This window comes from Streptomyces sp. NPDC017529 (assembly GCF_044329785.1).
In the GTDB taxonomy this organism is placed as follows: Bacteria; Actinomycetota; Actinomycetes; order Streptomycetales; family Streptomycetaceae; genus Streptomyces.
This window is the reverse complement of the sequence record NZ_JBIRJY010000004.1, coordinates 158,223-173,488: the sequence shown is the minus strand read 5'-3', so window position 1 is coordinate 173,488 and position 15,266 is coordinate 158,223. Positions and strand designations below refer to the sequence as shown.

Sequence of the window (15,266 nt, the reverse complement as noted above, 5' to 3'; positions counted from 1 at the left end):
GGCCAGGCCCTCAGGCCAGGGCGCCCGTGACCTTCTCGACCGTCTCGATCAGCCGGCCGTCGCGCACGAAGCCGTACGCCGCCTCCAAGTCCGGCGCGAGGAATCGGTCCCCGCCCGGCCCCTGGATGCCGGCGGCCCGTACGGCGTCCAGCACCGCGCGGGTGGCCGGCGCCGGCGTCAGGCCCTCGCGCATCTCCACCGCCCGCGTCGCCGCGTACAGCTCGACGGCGAGCACCCGGGCCAGGTTGTCCACCGCGGTACGCAGCTTGCGCGCCGCCGACCAGCCCATCGAGACGTGGTCCTCCTGCATGGCGGAGGACGGGATGGAGTCCACCGAAGCGGGCGCGGCCAGCCGCTTCATCTCGCTGACCAGCGCCGCCTGCGTGTACTGGGCGATCATCAGGCCCGAGTCGACGCCCGGGTCGCCGGCCAGGAAGGCGGGCAGGCCGTGCGAGCGGTTCTTGTCCAGCAGCCGGTCCGTACGGCGCTCCGCGATCGAGGCGAGGTCGGCCACCGCGACCGCGAGGAAGTCCAGGACGTAGGCGACCGGCGCGCCGTGGAAGTTGCCGTTCGACTCGACCCGGCCGTCCGCGAGGACCACCGGGTTGTCCACGGCGGCGGCCAGCTCCCGGCCCGCCACCAGCCGCGCGTGGTCCAGGGTGTCCCGGCCGGCGCCCGCGACCTGCGGGGCACAGCGCACGGAGTACGCGTCCTGCACCCGCGGCGCGTCGTCCTGGTGGTGCCCGGTGAGTCCCGAACCGGCCAGCACCTTGAGCATGTTCGCGGCCGAGGCGGCCTGGCCCGGGTGCGGGCGGATGGCGTGCAGCTCGGGCGCGAGCACCTTCTCCGTACCGAGCAGCGCCTCCAGGGAGAGGGCCGCGGTGATGTCCGCGGTGGTGAACAGGCGGGCCAGATCGGCACAGGCCATGATCAGCATGCCGAGCATGCCGTCGGTCCCGTTCAGGAGGGCCAGGCCCTCCTTCTCCCGCAGCTCGACCGGCGCGATGCCGTGCTCGGCGAGCAGCTCGCCGGCCGGCCGCACGACGCCGTCCGGGCCCTCCGCCTCGCCCTCCCCCATGAGCGTCAGCGCGCAGTGCGACAGCGGCGCGAGGTCGCCGGAGCAGCCCAGCGAGCCGTACTCGTGGACGACCGGGGTGATCCCCGCGTTGAGAATCTCCGCCATCGTGCCGACGACCAGCGGCCGGACCCCCGTATGCCCGGAGGCCAGCGTCTTCAGGCGCAGGAACATCAGCGCGCGCACCACCTCGCGCTCCACCCGCGGCCCCATGCCGGCGGCGTGCGAGCGCACGATGTTGCGCTGGAGCTGGGCCCGCAGGTCCGGGCTGATGTGCCGTACGGCCAGGGCGCCGAAGCCCGTGGAGACGCCGTACACCGGGTCCGGCTTGGCCGCGAGGTCGTCGATGACCGCGCGGGCGGCGGCGACGGCGGCGGTGGCCTCCTCGGACAGCTCGATACGGGCGGCGCCGCGGGCGACGGCGATGACGTCCTGTGCGGTCGTGCCGGACGTCCCCAGCACCACAGTGTGCATATCCATATTCAGGCACCCTAGAGACTGAATCCCAGGATGTCACCACGATGGCCGTTACGCAGCCGGATCAACGCCGGAACCGGCGGCGCTCCGTCGACGAGGCCCGCTCCGGGGCATCCGCCAGACGCACCACCGGGTCGTCCGCGCCACCGTCCCGGCCCGCGACCACGGGGCCGCGCGAGCCCGCGCCCTTCGCCCGGTACTGCGCGGCGTCCGCCAGCCGGAACAGGCGCCGGGCCGACCGTACGGGGCCGATCGGGTCACCGGTCGAGGCGACACCCACGGCGACGCCCTCGCCCAGCTCCAATTCATTGGCCCGCGCACACAGTTCCGCGGCCACCTTGGCCACCTCGTCAGCCGACGGACCCACCGTGAGCAGGCAGAACTCGTCCCCGCCGAGACGCGCGGCCAGAGCCCCCGGCAGTATGGCGCCGCACAGCGAGAGCACCGAACCGAACCGTTCCAGCAGACGGTCGCCGACCGCGTGCCCGCACGAGTCGTTCACCCGCTTCAACCCGTTGAGATCACACACCACCAGGCTCACCACCGCACCGTCCCGCCGGTGCCGCTCCAGCGCCTCGTCGAGCCGCATGTCCACCGCGCGGCGGTTCGCCAGCCCCGTCAACGCGTCCGTGAACGCCAGCCGGCGCGCCTCCGCCAGCCGCTCCGTCTGCGCGATCCCGGCCGCCGTGACCGCGGCCAGCACGGTCGCGAACTCCGCGTCCGCCCGCGTGAAGACCGGCTCCCCGGCCGCTCTGGCCACATACAGCTCACCCCACGCGCGCCCGTGCAGCACGATCGGCGCGACCACGCAGCAGCCCCGGCCGCGGCGGCGCAGCGCGGCCACGCGCTGGTGGTTGTACGGTCGGTCGTACGGCTGGCCGAACGACCGGTTGTACGGTCGGTTGCACGGCCCTTCGTCCGGCTCCGGCCCGCCGTCGGCGGTCTCGACCCAGGCGCTGGGCTGGCCATCCCCGGCGATCTCCGGGAACTCGTGCACCGGGTACGACTCCCCTTCGGGGAACTCCACCTCTCCCTCGGCCAGTTCCCCGACGTTGACCAGCACCTTCAGCCGGCCCCGCTCCCGCTCCCACGTCGAGATCGCCGCGAAGGAGCCCCCCAGGGCCACCCGCGTCCCCTCCGCGGCGGCCCGCACCGAGTCACCCGGGGTGTGGGCGGCGGCCAGCGCTTGTGCCAGTGCCACCACGGCCCGAAGCCTGTTGTCCGTCACCGGACCTCGCAATCACATTCCGTCACGTTGGACACTACGTGTCACTCCAGCGTAGGAACGGATGCGTGCTTTGCGCGCGGTTTGTGTTGTCCGCGCGGGGTTGCGCTGGTTTCGTTGGGGTCGGGGCCGCGTAGGGGGTATCTCTCCCCCAGCCTTCGGCCGGGGGGACCCCCACACCGGCCCAAACGCGCAAAACGCGCGCCAGCGCGAAACCGCGCGCCAGCGCGCACCGCGCGAACCCTTACTCCCCCGGCCACACCGGCTTCCGCTTTTCGTTGAATGCGGCTACGCCCTCCGCCCGGTCCCCCGAGAACGCCACGCTGCGCCAAGCGCCGTCCTCGACCTCCAGGCCGGTGCGCAGGTCCAGTCCATGCCCGAGCCGCAAGGCTCGCTTCGCGGCGCGGAGGCCCACCGGAGAGTTGGCCGCGATGCGCGAGGCCAGCGCCAGCGCTTCCGTGATGTCCTGGCCCTCGGGCACCAGCTGGTCGACGAGGCCGGACGCGTGTGCCTCCGCCGCCTCCACCCGCCGCCCCGTGAAGATCAGCTCCGCCGCGCGCGCCGCCCCCACCCGGCGGGGCAGCAGCTGCGTGCCGCCGCCTCCGGGGATGACGCCGACGGACACCTCGGGCAGGCCGACCACCGCCGTACGGTCGGCGACGATCAGGTCGCACGCCAGTGCGAGTTCGTAGCCGCCGCCGAGCGCGAAGCCGTGTACGGCCGCGATGGTGGGCATCGGCAGGTCCAGGACGCCGGTGTAGGCGGCCCGCGCCTGCGGTCGCTGTCGCATCAGGTCGGCGTCGCTGAAGGAGTTGCGTTCCTTCAGGTCGGCTCCCACGCAGAAGGCGCGTTCGTGGGTGGAGGTGAGCACGGTGACGCGGACGTCCCGGTCGGTGGCGAGCGCGGCGCACGCGGCGCCGATGCTGTCGGCCATGGCCGTGGACACGGCGTTCATGGCCTTGGGCCGGTCGAGCCGCAGTTCGGCCACGTGGCCGTGTCGGTGTACGCCGACGAAGTCCCCGAACCGTTGCGTGTCCATGCAGCGCCCTCCCTGGTTAACGATCGTTCCGTCACTCTAACCAGGGAGGGGGCGGGCCGGAACGGGGCAGGACGCGACGCGGGTCAGGTGCGCCGGCTCAGCAGCCAGGGTTCGACGACGCCCAGCCCTCGGACCGGCCGCTGCCACATCGGCTGGAGGGCGAACCGGTAGGCGGGCGGTGGCGCCGCGCCGTCCTCGGCCGCCGCGGCGGCGGCCTTCGCGTCGGCTTCGGAGACCGGTGCCTCGCCGGTGCGCCCCAGTTCCTCCGCGAACGCCTCGTCCACGAGCACCGTGTCCTTCGGCGCTATCGACGTGAGCCGGCTGGCGAGGTTCACGGTGGTGCCGAAGACGTCGCCCATGCGTGTCGTGACCGTGCCGAAGGCGATGCCTACGCGCAGTTCGGGCATCGTTTCGTCGTTCGCCATGGTTTCGATGAGGCGGAGTCCGATCTCGGCTGCCGTTCCCGCGTCGTCGGCGGCGAACAGGACTTCGTCGCCGAGTGTCTTGATGAGCCGGCCGCCGTGTGCGGCGACCAGGTCGGCGGCGGTGGTTTCGAACGCCTCGACCAGTTCGCCCAGTTCCTCTTCCTCCAGGCGGCGGGTGAGCCGGGTGAAGCCGACGAGGTCGGCGAAGCCCACCGCCAGGCGCCGGTCGACCATTTCCGCGTCGTCCTGGGCCTGTACGACGCGGCCGGTGGCGGCGGCGAGCTGGCGGCGCCAGACGTAGACGAGGAACTCCTCCAGTTCGGGGAGGAGGAGTTCGACGAGGGGGTAGGTGATCTCCGTACGGGTCAGGCCGGAGTCCTGGGGCTCGGTCAGGCCTTCCAGGAACGAGTCGATCTGCCAGTCGGCGAGCCGGGCGGTGGTCTGGCCGGTGGAGCGGGCCACCTGGACCGCCATGGCCTCGCTGAGCAGACCGGCCTCGACCAGGCCCGCCAGCCGGCGCAGCGCCAGTACGTCGGCCTCGGTCAGCGCCTTGACCTGGCCGATGTCCGCGAATCCCATGGCGCGCCAGAAGCGGGAGGCCAGTTCCATGGAGACGCCGGCGCTGCGGGCCGCCTGGAAGGGGGTGTAGCGGCGGTCGGAGCCGAGGATCAGCTGTTCCAGGCGGATGGCGATGGTGTCGTCGTCGCTGTCGCCGTGTCCGCCGTCGGCGGCGCCGGTGCGTTCGCCGTCGGGGTGTTCGGCCGCGCCGGCCGCGCGCGCGGTGGCCCCCTCGTGCGGACCGGCCCCCGTTTCACGAGGGGCGATGTCCGCTTCGCGCGGGACGGCGCCCGAGTCGTCGGCGGTCACCGCCCGCTCCCTGTCCGTTCCGTGCGCACTGCCCTTCCGATCACTGCTCGCTCGTTGCCCGCTCCGCGGCGGGCCGCCCCAACGATACGGCAGGTGTGCTCTGGCTCACTCTCACACCCCGTCGCTATCGCCCCGATCGCCACATAAGTGCGATTGCTCCCGCGCTTTCTTGACCAGCATCTGATCGTTCTTGACCGCTATGCGGGCACGAAGGCGAACGCGGGCGAGCGGAGAGGCGGCAGCGGAAGACGGGCACACCCCGCCGGCCGGCCGCCGCGCGGTCCCCGCCACCGTACGAACCGGGCGGGGCCGGCGCGACCGGCGGTTGGACGGCAGTTGGACGCGGGCCATCGCCGGCCCGCGCCCGAGCCGCGGCTACCCCTGTTCCGCCGCGGGCCGCAGGTGCACGATGTCGCCCGCGTCGACCGGGCGCTGCATGCCCTCGTCCGTGGCCAGCACCAGCCGCCCGTCCCCGTCGACGGCCACCGCCTCGCCGCGCAGCTCCCGGTCCCCGGGCAGTACGGCCCGTACGGACCGGCCCAGCGTGGCGCACCCCGCCGCGTACGCGTCCTGGAGGCGGCAGGCCGCCGCGTCGCCGTCCGCCGCGGTCCACTGCCCGTACCAGTCCTCGACCGAGCGCAGCACGGCCCGCAGCAGCGGGTCCCGGTCGGTGACCGGCGCCCCGGCCAGGGCGAGCGAGCCGGCCCCCGGCACGGGCAGTTCCCCGGCGCGCAGCGAGACGTTGAGCCCGATGCCGACGACCACGCCGTCCCCGGCGCGTTCCGCGAGGATGCCGCCCGCCTTGCGCTCCTCGTCACCGACGGTGACCAGCAGGTCGTTCGGCCACTTCAGAGCGGCGTCCACACCGGCGGTACGGGCCACCGCGCTGGCCGTCGCCACGCCCGCGAGCAGCGGCAGCCAGCCCCAGCGCTCGACCGGTACGCGCGGCTTGAGGTGGAAGGAGAAGAAGAGGCCCGAGCGCGGCGGCGCCGACCACCGGCGGTCCAGCCGGCCGCGTCCGGCCGACTGCTCCTCGGCGACGAGCACCGCGCCCTCGGCCAGGCCGGCGGCGGCCCGCCCGGCGAGGTCGGTGTTGGTCGAGCCGGTCGCGGCCACGACGTCGACGGACGTCCACAGCGAGCCGGGCCGCAGCAGGGCGCGCCGCAGCGCCGTCGCGTTCAGCGGCGGGCGCTCCAGGTCGGACCAGCGCCCCGGGGTGCCCGCTCCCGGGCCCGCTCCCGAGCCCGTTCCGGCGCGCGGGGCGTCGCCGTCGTCGCCGCCCGGGCGGTCTTTGTCCTGGTTTTCCGGTGGTTGAGGCGTCATAACCCCAGCCTAGGTGTGGTCAACGACGCAGTGCCGCTGAGCAGTCCCGCCGATACGCTACGAAGCGGTAGCCAACCCCGTACCACCCTCGTACGAGCACCAGTCCAGGACGAGCAGGAGCCGCATCCCGATGTCCGAGCCGGAAGCACACATCACCACGACCGCGGGCAAACTGGCCGATCTCCAGCGCAGGATCGAGGAAGCCACCCACGCCGGCTCGGCGCGGGCCGTGGAAAAGCAGCACGCAAAGGGCAAGCTGACGGCGCGTGAGCGCGTGGAGCTGCTGCTCGACGAGGGATCGTTCGTCGAGCTCGACGAGTTCGCGCGGCACCGCTCGACCAACTTCGGGCTGGAGAAGAACCGGCCGTACGGCGACGGTGTCGTCACCGGTTACGGCACCGTCGACGGCCGCCCGATCTGCGTGTACTCGCAGGACTTCACCATCTTCGGCGGTTCGCTGGGCGAGGTCTACGGCGAGAAGATCGTCAAGGTCATGGACTTCGCCCTGAAGAACGGCTGCCCGATCGTGGGCATCAACGACGGTGGCGGAGCCCGCATCCAGGAGGGGGTCGCCGCCCTCGGCCTGTTCGCGGAGATCTTCCGCCGCAATGTGCACGCCTCCGGCGTGGTCCCGCAGATCTCGCTGATCGTCGGCCCGTGCGCGGGCGGCGCGGTCTACTCGCCCGCCATCACCGACTTCACGGTCATGGTCGACCAGACCTCGCACATGTTCATCACCGGGCCCGACGTCATCAAGACCGTCACCGGCGAGGACGTGGGCTTCGAGGAGCTGGGCGGCGCCCGTACGCACAACACCACCTCGGGCGTCGCGCACCACATGGCGGGCGACGAGAAGGACGCCATCGAGTACGTCAAGGCGCTGCTGTCCTACCTGCCGTCCAACAACCTCTCCGAGCCGCCCGCCTTCCCCGAGGAGGCGGACCTGGAGACCTCGGACTACGACCGCGAGCTGGACACGCTGATCCCGGACTCGGCGAACCAGCCCTACGACATGCACACCGCCATCGAGCACGTTCTCGACGACGGCGAGTTCCTGGAGACGCAGGCCCTGTTCGCGCCGAACATGGTCACCGGCTTCGGGCGGGTCGAGGGGCACGCGGTCGGTATCGTCGCCAACCAGCCGATGCAGTTCGCGGGCACGCTGGACATCAACGCGAGCGAGAAGGCCGCGCGGTTCGTGCGTACCTGCGACGCGTTCAACGTGCCGGTGCTGACGTTCGTGGACGTACCGGGCTTCCTGCCGGGTACGGACCAGGAATGGGACGGCATCATCCGGCGCGGCGCCAAGCTGATCTACGCATACGCGGAGGCGACGGTTCCGCTGATCACCGTCATCACCCGCAAGGCGTTCGGCGGCGCGTACGACGTCATGGGCTCCAAGCACCTGGGCGCGGACCTGAACCTGGCCTGGCCGACGGCGCAGATCGCCGTCATGGGCGCGCAGGGCGCGGTCAACATCCTGCACCGCCGCACGCTCGCCGCGATCGACGACCGGGCCGCGCAGGACGCCCGCCGCCAGGAGCTGATCCAGGAGTACGAGGACGCCCTGCTCAACCCGTACGTGGCGGCCGAGCGCGGCTACGTGGACGCGGTGATCATGCCGTCGGAGACCCGCCGGCACATCGTCCGCGGGCTGCGCACGCTGCGCAACAAGCGCGAGTCGCTGCCCCCGAAGAAGCACGGCAACATCCCGCTGTAGGACGGAGGTCGGTTGACCATGATCAAGGTCGTTCGGGGCAACCCCACACCCGAGGAGCTGGCCGCCGCACTGGCGGTGGTCCGGACCCGCGCGGCGGCCGCCGCCGCTGCCGCCGACGCCGCCGCGCCCGGCACGGACCGTACGGACGAATGGGCCGACCCCGCGTTCACGGTCCCCGGCCGCCGGCTGCCCCACCCGGGCCCGCGGGCCTGGCGCACGAGCTACTGGCCGCGCTGAGGCCGGACCGCCTAGGGCGCATCACCCGACGGCGCTTGAGTACGCGTACTCAGGCGCCGTCGGCGTTCCCGGCGCAGGATCGAAGGATGCTGTGGTCCGATCCGCCCGATGAGCCTCCCGAGGAGCTGCGCCAGGTACAGGCGATGCTCCGCCGGATGGGCATCGTGCTGGCCGTCGCCGCGGTGGTGCTGATGGTCATGCTGGTCGGCGGGGCCTGAACGGCCGGGTCAGGATCCTCGCGGCATCGCGCCCGCGGCGTCTCAGCGCTTGCTCGCGGCCACCGCGACCACGCCGCCCAGAACGCCGAGCGCCACGCACAGCGGCGAGTACAGGAAGCTGTTCAACCGCTGGAACTCGACGGCGGCTCCGGAGTTCATGAAGTACCCGCCCAGGCCACGGGCGAGCAGCACCACGGCCAGGCCGTACATACCCACCAGCCGGAGCCAGTCCGGGCCGATCGCCGGGACGGACTCGTTGACCATGAGGGTGAGCACGGCGCCGCCGACCAGTGCCAGACCCACGAGAACCGTGCTCGGTGCCGACGGCATCACACCGTCGTCGCTGCCGCCGATCGTCTTGGTGAACGTCACCGCATCCTTCATCGGCCAGGTCGAGAAAGCCCAGACGAAGTGCAGCACGCCGATTGCCGCGAGGACAACCGCCAACCCCACAGGCACCACAGTGCGGACCATACCCAACGCCTCCCCCTCGTCACCCGTATGGGAACGGGCCCCAGTATGGCAACTGCGCTTGCAGGGTCGGCAGTTGGGGTGGCTCGCCCGCGCCTGGTGCCCGGCGGCGGGAGACCCGGCACAAACAGCTCCCGCGGCGGACATCACAGGACATGTCCGCAACGAGAACAGACAAAGAGGACCAGCTCACACACCCCGACTGCAACCGCCGCTCCCACTTGGGACATCCTTTACCCCTGAAGGCCGCAATTCGGGCGCCAGTGCGGCCGGTCCGCGCGGCACCGGCCGTCCGGCGAGGGAAGTGGAGAGCGATGAACAGGCCACTGAGGCACATAGCCGTCTTCTGCGGGGTGCTGGTGCTGGCGCTGCTGATGCGGGCCACCTGGATCCAGTTCGTGCAGGCGGACTCGCTGGCGAACGACGAGAACAACCGGCGGGTGAAGATCGAGGCGTTCTCCTATCCGCGCGGCAACATCATCGTCGGCGGCAAGCCGATCACCGGGTCGGTCGAGACGCCCGGCGACTTCAAGTACAAGCGGGTCTACACGGACGGCCCGATGTACGCGCCGATCACCGGCTACGCCTCGCAGTCCCAGGGCAGCACGTTCCTGGAGGGCGTCTACAAGGACATCCTCAGCGGCAAGGACGACAAGCTCTTCCTCAAGCGCGCCAAGGACATCCTGACCGGCGAGAAGCCGCGCGGCGGCGACGTGCTGACGACGATCGACGAGAAGGCGCAGCGGGCCGCCTACAAGGGGCTCACCGACCTCAAGGCCAAGGGCGCGGTGGTCGCTCTCGACCCGCGCAGCGGCAAGATCCTCGCGATGGCGAGCACGCCGTCCTACGACCCGTCGGTCTTCGCGGGCAACTCCATCAAGGAGGGCGACAGGTTCGTCGCCCTGAGCAAGGACAAGTCCAAGCCGATGAACAACCGGGCGTCCCTGGAGATCTACCCGCCCGGCTCCACGTTCAAGATCCTCACCGCCGCCGCGGCCCTGGAGCACGGCATGGTTCCGGACATCGACACCCCGGTGCAGGCCAAGGTCCCGTACACCCTCCCGAACACGGCCACCAAGGTACGTAACGACATCCCCACCGCGCCCTGCGAGAACGCGTCCCTCAAGGTCGGCATGCAGTGGTCCTGCAACAACACCTACCTGGAGGCGGCGAACCGGCTCGGCACGGACAAGATGCGCGAGACGGCGGAGAAGTTCGGCTTCAACCAGAAGATCTTCACCCCCGTGCGCACCGCCCCCAGCGGCTACCCGAAGAAGCTGGACAAGCCGCAGACCGCGCTGACCGGCATGGGCCAGGGCAGCCTGACCGCCACGCCGCTCCAGATGGCCATGGTCGTCGCCGGGCTCGCCAACAACGGCAAGGTCATGCAGCCGTACATGGTCGAGGAGACGCGCGGGCCCGACCTGTCGACGCTGGAGAAGTTCGAGCCCAAGGAGCTGAGCCAGGCCGTCTCCGAGAGCACCGCGAAGAAGGTGCAGGAGATGATGGAGAACACCGCGGAGAACGGCACCGCGAAGAAGGCGCTGATCGACGGCGTGAAGGTCGGCGCCAAGACCGGCACCGCCCAGCACGGCGTGAACGTCGACGACGAGCGCCCGTACGCCTGGTTCGTCTCGTACGCCAAGCAGGGCGACGGCTCGCCGGTCGCGGTCGCGGTCTTCGTCGACCCCTCCGACATGGACATCCCGCGCAAGGAGATCGCCGGCGGCAAGCTGGGCGGCCCGATCGCGAAGAAGGTCATGGAGGCCGTGCTCAGCAAGTGAGCGGTCGCGAGCGGAGCGGGGCGGGCGTCGGACGGCGCCCGCCCCGCTCCGTACGATGACGGGCATGACCGTTCAGCCCGGCACCGCCGCCCGCCGTCTCGTCCTCGCCTCCCAGTCCCCCGCCCGGCTCGGCCTGCTGCGCCAGGCCGGGCTCGCGCCCGAGGTCGTCGTCAGCGGCGTGGACGAGGACGCGATCACCGCGGATTCCCCCGGCGAGCTGGCCCGGGTGCTCGCCGAGGCGAAGGCGGACGTGGTGGCCGCGCGCCCCGAGGCCGCCGGCGCCCTCGTCATCGGCTGCGACTCGGTGCTGGAGCTGGACGGCCGGGCCCTGGGCAAGCCCGCCGACGCGGAGGACGCCGCCGCCCGCTGGAAGTCGATGCGCGGCCGCTCCGGCGTCCTGCGGACCGGCCACTGCGTGATCGACACGGCGCACGGGGGCCGCCGGGTGTCGGCCACCGCCTCCACCACCGTGCGCTTCGGCGAGCCCAGCGACGCGGAGATCGCCGCGTACGTCGCCTCGGGCGAGCCGCTGTACGTCGCGGGCGCCTTCACTCTCGACGGCCGTTCCGCGCCGTTCATCGACGGCATCGACGGCGACCCCGGCAACGTCATCGGCCTGTCCCTGCCGCTGCTGCGCCGTCTGCTGGCCGACCTGGACGTGGCGATCACCGATCTGTGGACGTGAGGGCCCGCGGGGCGCTCTACCACCAGTTCACGGGCAAGCAGGACCTGGCCCTGGCCGTCAGCGCGTGGATCCTGGACACCTGGCGGCAGGAGGTCGGGCGGCTCGTCGAACAGGAGCCGGACCCGCTCGCGGCGCTGCTCACCCTGGCGCGCGGCCACGCCGTCTACTGCCGGCGCGACTTCGCCCGGGTGGCGATGGCCCTGCGGCTGGAGTTCGCCGGGCAGGACCACCCGGTGGGCCGCGAGGTCGAGAAGGGCTACCGGATGCTCGTCGAGCGCTGCGCCGGCCTCGTCGCAGCCGGGCGCGCGGCGGGCTCGAACCCCGAGGGGCCGCCCGTCGGCGCCGTCGCGCTCGCCTTCGTCGGCGCGATCGAGGGCACGTCGATCGCGCTGGCCGGCCAGGCACCGCACGACGAGTCGCTGGTGGCCGCGGCCGCCGCCGGCGCCCTCGGGCTCACCGCCGCGCCCGACGGCCCCGCGAACCGCATGGCACACCACCGGACCACGCGAAGGAGTACGTCATGAAGGTCGGCATGGTGGCACACCACTACCCGCACGCCGCGCACCGCGAGGAGTTCGTCGCGCGCGTCCACCGCGTCGCCGAGGAGTTCCGGCGCTCGCCGGGGTGCCTGTCGGCGGACTGCTGGCTGGCGCCGGACGGCGACGCGGTGGTGTCGGTCGTGCAGTGGGAGTCCGAGGACGCGCAGGCCGCGTCGCTCGCCGCCGTGCAGGCGGCCGGGCTGGACACCGGCTACGACGAGCGGGAAGCGCGCCCGCGCGAGGTCGTGCGCCTGGTGGCGCCCTGAGAAGGTCAGGCGGCCGCCGTCGCGGCGTGGCGGCAGTGCGTGCACAGCAGGCGGCGGCCCGCCGAGTGGGCCGTGCTGCGGCCCAGGCCCGCCGTGCGGTGGACCGTGCGCGGTACGGCGGCGGCGTGCGCGCCGCACGCCGCCGCTCCGCAGTCCGCGCAGACGGCCAGTGCGGCGGTCTCGCTGCCGAGTTCCGCACAGTCGAAGCACTGCATTTCAACTACTCCTGGTGAACTTGTTCCCGTAGGGGGCAATGGATGGTCGTCTCAGGTCAACCGTGTTCGCCCTCCGTACATTCCCGGGATTTCCACGTACGGGCGCGGCCTTCACCGTGCCGCGGAATTCCGGAGCCGGCCAGGCCCGCTTTCTCCCGGGAACCGCATTCCTGGGAATGGCGTTACCACCCGGGGATTCCCGGACGGGGAACGGGCGCGGGCCCTCAGTCCCCGGCGGCCAGCCGGCGCAGTTTCCGGTCCGTTTCCGAGCCGGGCTCGGCCAGGTAGACCACCACCGCCTGGTCCGGTTCGTCGGGCAGCCGCAGCGTCTCGAAGGACAGGTCGAGGGCGCCGGCCAGCGGGTGGTGGAGCGGCTTCCTCCCGTACGTCTTGTCGCGGACGTTGTGGTCCGACCACAGGCGCCGGAAGTCCTCGCTGTGCTCGGTGAGTTCGGCGATCAGCGCGGCCAGCTTCGGGTCGTCCGGGTGCCGCCCGGTGTCCAGCCGCAGGAACGCCACCGTGTCGTCGGCCTTCTGCTGCCAGTGGACGTACCGCCGGCGGGCCGACCGGTCCAGGAAGGTGAGCCGGGCTAGGTTGCGCTCCTCGGGCGCGAGGGCGGGGAAGTCGGCGATCAGGACGCGGGCCGGCTCGTTCCAGGCCAGCACCTCCTGGCGGCGGCCGACCACGTAGGCGGGCGCGCACTCGAAGGTCTCCAGGAGGCGGCGCACGCCGGGCCGCACCTCCTGGTCCCGCCCGCCCGCTTCCTCGTGCCGGTGCTCGTCGCCGCGCACGAGCGCGTACAAGTGCGCTCGCTCGTGCGCGTCCAGCCGCAGGACGTGCGCGATGGCGTCCAGCACCTCGGCGGAGGCGTTGCCCCCGCGGCCCTGTTCGAGGCGTACGTAGTAGTCGACGCTGACTCCGGAGAGCTGGGCGAGCTCCTCGCGGCGCAGGCCCGGGACGCGGCGGCGGCCGCTGAATCCGGTGCCGGACGCGATGCCCGCGTCCTCGGGGCGTACGCGTGCCCGCCGCGAACGGAGGAATTCCCGTAGTTCGGCCCGCCGGTCCATCGCTCTCACCTTCGATACCGCGGGCCGCGGCGTGTTCGCCACGGAACCCGTACTTCCTTGCATTTCCGCTTTTGCTTTTCTTCCGCCGCCGGCGCCGGGCCGGCATTCCGCCGGGCCCCGCAACAGCGTACTTCCGCGGAAGGCCCCGCTCCGGCTGTGCGAGGCTGGAAGGCCGTACGCGCACGCCGCCCGCCCGCGTACCCACGCCCCGCACCCGCCCCGGAGGGAGACCGCCATGCCGCAGTCCGTCGACCGTGCCCTGGACCTGCTCGACGCGGTCGCCGGGGCGGCGGGCCCGGTGACGGCCAAGGCGCTGGCCCGGCAGCTGGACTGCGGGCTGTCCACGGTCTACGACCTGCTCGGCACCCTGACCGAACGCGGCCACCTGGCCCGTACGGCGGCCGGCTACACCCTCGGCTACCGCGTCCCGGCCCTGCACCACGCCTTCCAGCGGCAGTTGCGGATCGACGAGCGGGTGCACGAGGCGCTGGTGCGGCTGCGCCGGTCGTCCGGCGCCGACGTCTTCTTCAGCACGTACCGGGACGGCGAGATCGCCGTGGTGGACGGCGCCGCCGGCCCCGGCTCCGCCTTCTCCGTCGGCCAGGACACCGCCGCGCACGCCACGGCGCACGGCCGCGCCCTGCTGGCCGCCCTCCCGGCCGCCGCCCGGCGCCGGTACCTGGCCGCCGGCGACCTGCGGGCGCGGACCGCGCGCACCATCACCACGCCCGAACGGCTGGAGCGCGAACTGCGCCGGGTCCGCCGGGACGGGATCGCCGTGGAGAAGGAGGAGGCGGCGTCCGGGATGGCCTGCGTCGCCATTCCGGTGCCGGTACGGCCCGGCGGGCCCGGTACCCCGGCCACCGCCCTGACCGCCGTGTCGGCCGCGCTGCCCCTGGAGGACTTCGCGCGGCTGCGCGCCCCGCTCACCGAGGCGCTGCGGCGCGAGGTGGCGGCGCTGGCCTGAGGGCGGGCGGTCGTGACCGGGTTGGGATACGCCAACCCGGCGGTGGCCGTCAGGTCGTGGGGCGAGCCGGAGCTGTAGCCGGCGTCCCGGCACCGGCACCGTTCCCGCCGTACGCCGTCCCGTACGCCAGCAGCGTCAGCACCAGCAGCGCGAGGACGGCCATCGCCGCGGCGAACGCCCCCCAGCCGACCAGCCCGACGGCGAAGGCGCCGAGGACGGCGTGCACCACCGCGCAGGTGACGAGCAGGACGCGCCCGAACGTGCCCGGCGCGCGGTCGCGCAGGCCGGTGCGGGCCAGGAGCACGGCGCAGCACAGCAGGTAGAGGGCGAAGACCGCGCCGAGGATCCAGGCGCCGGCGGACATCGCGCCGGGGTCGATCCCCGCCATGGACATCTGCTGCTTGTCCACGACGATGCTCAGCACCCAGTTGAGGAAGAGGACGCCGAGCGCCTCCGCGACCAGCACCACCGCCGCCGTCCACGCCACCGGTCTGCGCGCAGCCACCTCGCCCACCCACTTCCCCGTGCCGCTGTTACCGCGAGTACAGAAGACATCGCGCACGTTACCCCGGAGTACCCCCCGCTCTTCAAGGGCCCAGCGCCGGGTAACAACCGGAGCGGGAGCCGCACGCACGGGCAAAGATTCCTTCGCCCATTCGTAGGGAC

The 15,266-nt window shown here is 72.6% G+C and carries 17 protein-coding genes; 8 read left to right on the top strand and 9 right to left on the bottom strand.

All coding sequences use genetic code 11. The features are described 5' to 3' along the window. Positions 1 to 10 precede the first annotated feature (10 nt). The 5 genes from hutH to ACH4K4_RS11450 all read right to left on the bottom strand — a co-directional run bounded on the left by hutH (position 11) and on the right by ACH4K4_RS11450 (position 6,431). Positions 11 to 1,555: a histidine ammonia-lyase gene (hutH, locus tag ACH4K4_RS11470; protein WP_398166561.1), complete on the bottom strand. Its 1,545-nt coding sequence runs from the start codon at positions 1,553 to 1,555 to the stop codon at positions 11 to 13. Positions 1,556 to 1,616: 61 nt separating this feature from the next. After that, positions 1,617 to 2,756, bottom strand: coding sequence for a GGDEF domain-containing protein (locus ACH4K4_RS11465; protein WP_398166559.1), 1,140 nt, complete (start codon positions 2,754 to 2,756; stop codon positions 1,617 to 1,619). Positions 2,757 to 3,021: 265 nt separating this feature from the next. Next, entirely contained in the window at positions 3,022 to 3,816 is a 795-nt protein-coding gene (locus tag ACH4K4_RS11460) for an enoyl-CoA hydratase/isomerase family protein (protein ID WP_398166557.1), read from the bottom strand. Between the two features lie 83 nt (positions 3,817 to 3,899). Next, positions 3,900 to 5,108: an adenylate/guanylate cyclase domain-containing protein gene (locus ACH4K4_RS11455; protein ID WP_398166556.1), complete on the bottom strand. Its 1,209-nt coding sequence runs from the start codon at positions 5,106 to 5,108 to the stop codon at positions 3,900 to 3,902. Between the two features lie 375 nt (positions 5,109 to 5,483). Continuing rightward, entirely contained in the window at positions 5,484 to 6,431 is a 948-nt protein-coding gene (locus ACH4K4_RS11450; protein WP_398166555.1) for a biotin--[acetyl-CoA-carboxylase] ligase, read from the bottom strand. Positions 6,432 to 6,561: 130 nt separating this feature from the next. Between ACH4K4_RS11450 and ACH4K4_RS11445 the strand changes: the two genes are divergently transcribed. From ACH4K4_RS11445 to mmpB, 3 genes are all read left to right on the top strand, one after another. Further along, positions 6,562 to 8,151, top strand: coding sequence for an acyl-CoA carboxylase subunit beta (locus ACH4K4_RS11445; RefSeq protein WP_398166553.1), 1,590 nt, complete (start codon positions 6,562 to 6,564; stop codon positions 8,149 to 8,151). 18 nt (positions 8,152 to 8,169) lie between these two features. Continuing rightward, complete coding sequence (locus ACH4K4_RS11440; protein WP_398166552.1) at positions 8,170 to 8,388, top strand: acyl-CoA carboxylase subunit epsilon; 219 nt, start codon at positions 8,170 to 8,172, stop codon at positions 8,386 to 8,388. Between the two features lie 86 nt (positions 8,389 to 8,474). Further along, positions 8,475 to 8,606 (top strand): morphogenic membrane protein MmpB, encoded by a 132-nt coding sequence (gene mmpB / locus ACH4K4_RS11435; RefSeq protein WP_003981923.1) that lies wholly within the window; start codon positions 8,475 to 8,477, stop codon positions 8,604 to 8,606. A gap of 42 nt (positions 8,607 to 8,648) precedes the next feature. On the opposite strand, the gene ACH4K4_RS11430 is transcribed toward mmpB, so the two are convergent. Next, the gene (locus tag ACH4K4_RS11430; protein WP_398166550.1) at positions 8,649 to 9,068 is read right to left on the bottom strand and encodes a DUF3995 domain-containing protein; all 420 of its coding nucleotides are present in this window, start codon (positions 9,066 to 9,068) and stop codon (positions 8,649 to 8,651) included. Between the two features lie 323 nt (positions 9,069 to 9,391). Between ACH4K4_RS11430 and ACH4K4_RS11425 the strand changes: the two genes are divergently transcribed. The 4 genes from ACH4K4_RS11425 to ACH4K4_RS11410 all read left to right on the top strand — a co-directional run bounded on the left by ACH4K4_RS11425 (position 9,392) and on the right by ACH4K4_RS11410 (position 12,351). Then, positions 9,392 to 10,861 carry a peptidoglycan D,D-transpeptidase FtsI family protein gene (locus ACH4K4_RS11425; protein WP_398166549.1) on the top strand — a complete coding sequence of 490 codons (1,470 nt, stop codon included), beginning with the start codon at positions 9,392 to 9,394 and terminating at the stop codon, positions 10,859 to 10,861. Between the two features lie 64 nt (positions 10,862 to 10,925). Continuing rightward, positions 10,926 to 11,546, top strand: coding sequence for a Maf family protein (locus ACH4K4_RS11420; protein ID WP_398166548.1), 621 nt, complete (start codon positions 10,926 to 10,928; stop codon positions 11,544 to 11,546). Beyond that, positions 11,537 to 12,070, top strand: coding sequence for a TetR/AcrR family transcriptional regulator (locus ACH4K4_RS11415; protein WP_398166546.1), 534 nt, complete (start codon positions 11,537 to 11,539; stop codon positions 12,068 to 12,070). The genes ACH4K4_RS11420 and ACH4K4_RS11415 overlap by 10 nt, the downstream gene beginning before the upstream one ends. Further along, on the top strand, positions 12,067 to 12,351 hold the full coding sequence (locus ACH4K4_RS11410; RefSeq protein WP_398166544.1) for an antibiotic biosynthesis monooxygenase: 285 nt from the start codon (positions 12,067 to 12,069) through the stop codon (positions 12,349 to 12,351). The genes ACH4K4_RS11415 and ACH4K4_RS11410 overlap by 4 nt, the downstream gene beginning before the upstream one ends. Before the next feature lie 5 nt (positions 12,352 to 12,356). Here the strand turns inward: ACH4K4_RS11410 and ACH4K4_RS11405 are convergent, their stop codons facing one another. Continuing rightward, entirely contained in the window at positions 12,357 to 12,566 is a 210-nt protein-coding gene (locus ACH4K4_RS11405) for a DUF2180 family protein (RefSeq protein WP_398166542.1), read from the bottom strand. A 224-nt stretch (positions 12,567 to 12,790) separates the two neighbouring features. Beyond that, positions 12,791 to 13,633 carry a helix-turn-helix domain-containing protein gene (locus ACH4K4_RS11400; protein ID WP_398166540.1) on the bottom strand — a complete coding sequence of 281 codons (843 nt, stop codon included), beginning with the start codon at positions 13,631 to 13,633 and terminating at the stop codon, positions 12,791 to 12,793. 235 nt (positions 13,634 to 13,868) lie between these two features. Here ACH4K4_RS11400 and ACH4K4_RS11395 point away from each other — a divergent pair, with 235 nt between their 5' ends. After that, positions 13,869 to 14,600 (top strand): IclR family transcriptional regulator, encoded by a 732-nt coding sequence (locus ACH4K4_RS11395; protein ID WP_398166539.1) that lies wholly within the window; start codon positions 13,869 to 13,871, stop codon positions 14,598 to 14,600. 49 nt (positions 14,601 to 14,649) lie between these two features. Here ACH4K4_RS11395 and ACH4K4_RS11390 read toward each other — a convergent pair whose 3' ends face one another. Then, positions 14,650 to 15,114 (bottom strand): hypothetical protein, encoded by a 465-nt coding sequence (locus ACH4K4_RS11390; RefSeq protein WP_398166537.1) that lies wholly within the window; start codon positions 15,112 to 15,114, stop codon positions 14,650 to 14,652. Positions 15,115 to 15,266: the final 152 nt, after the last annotated feature.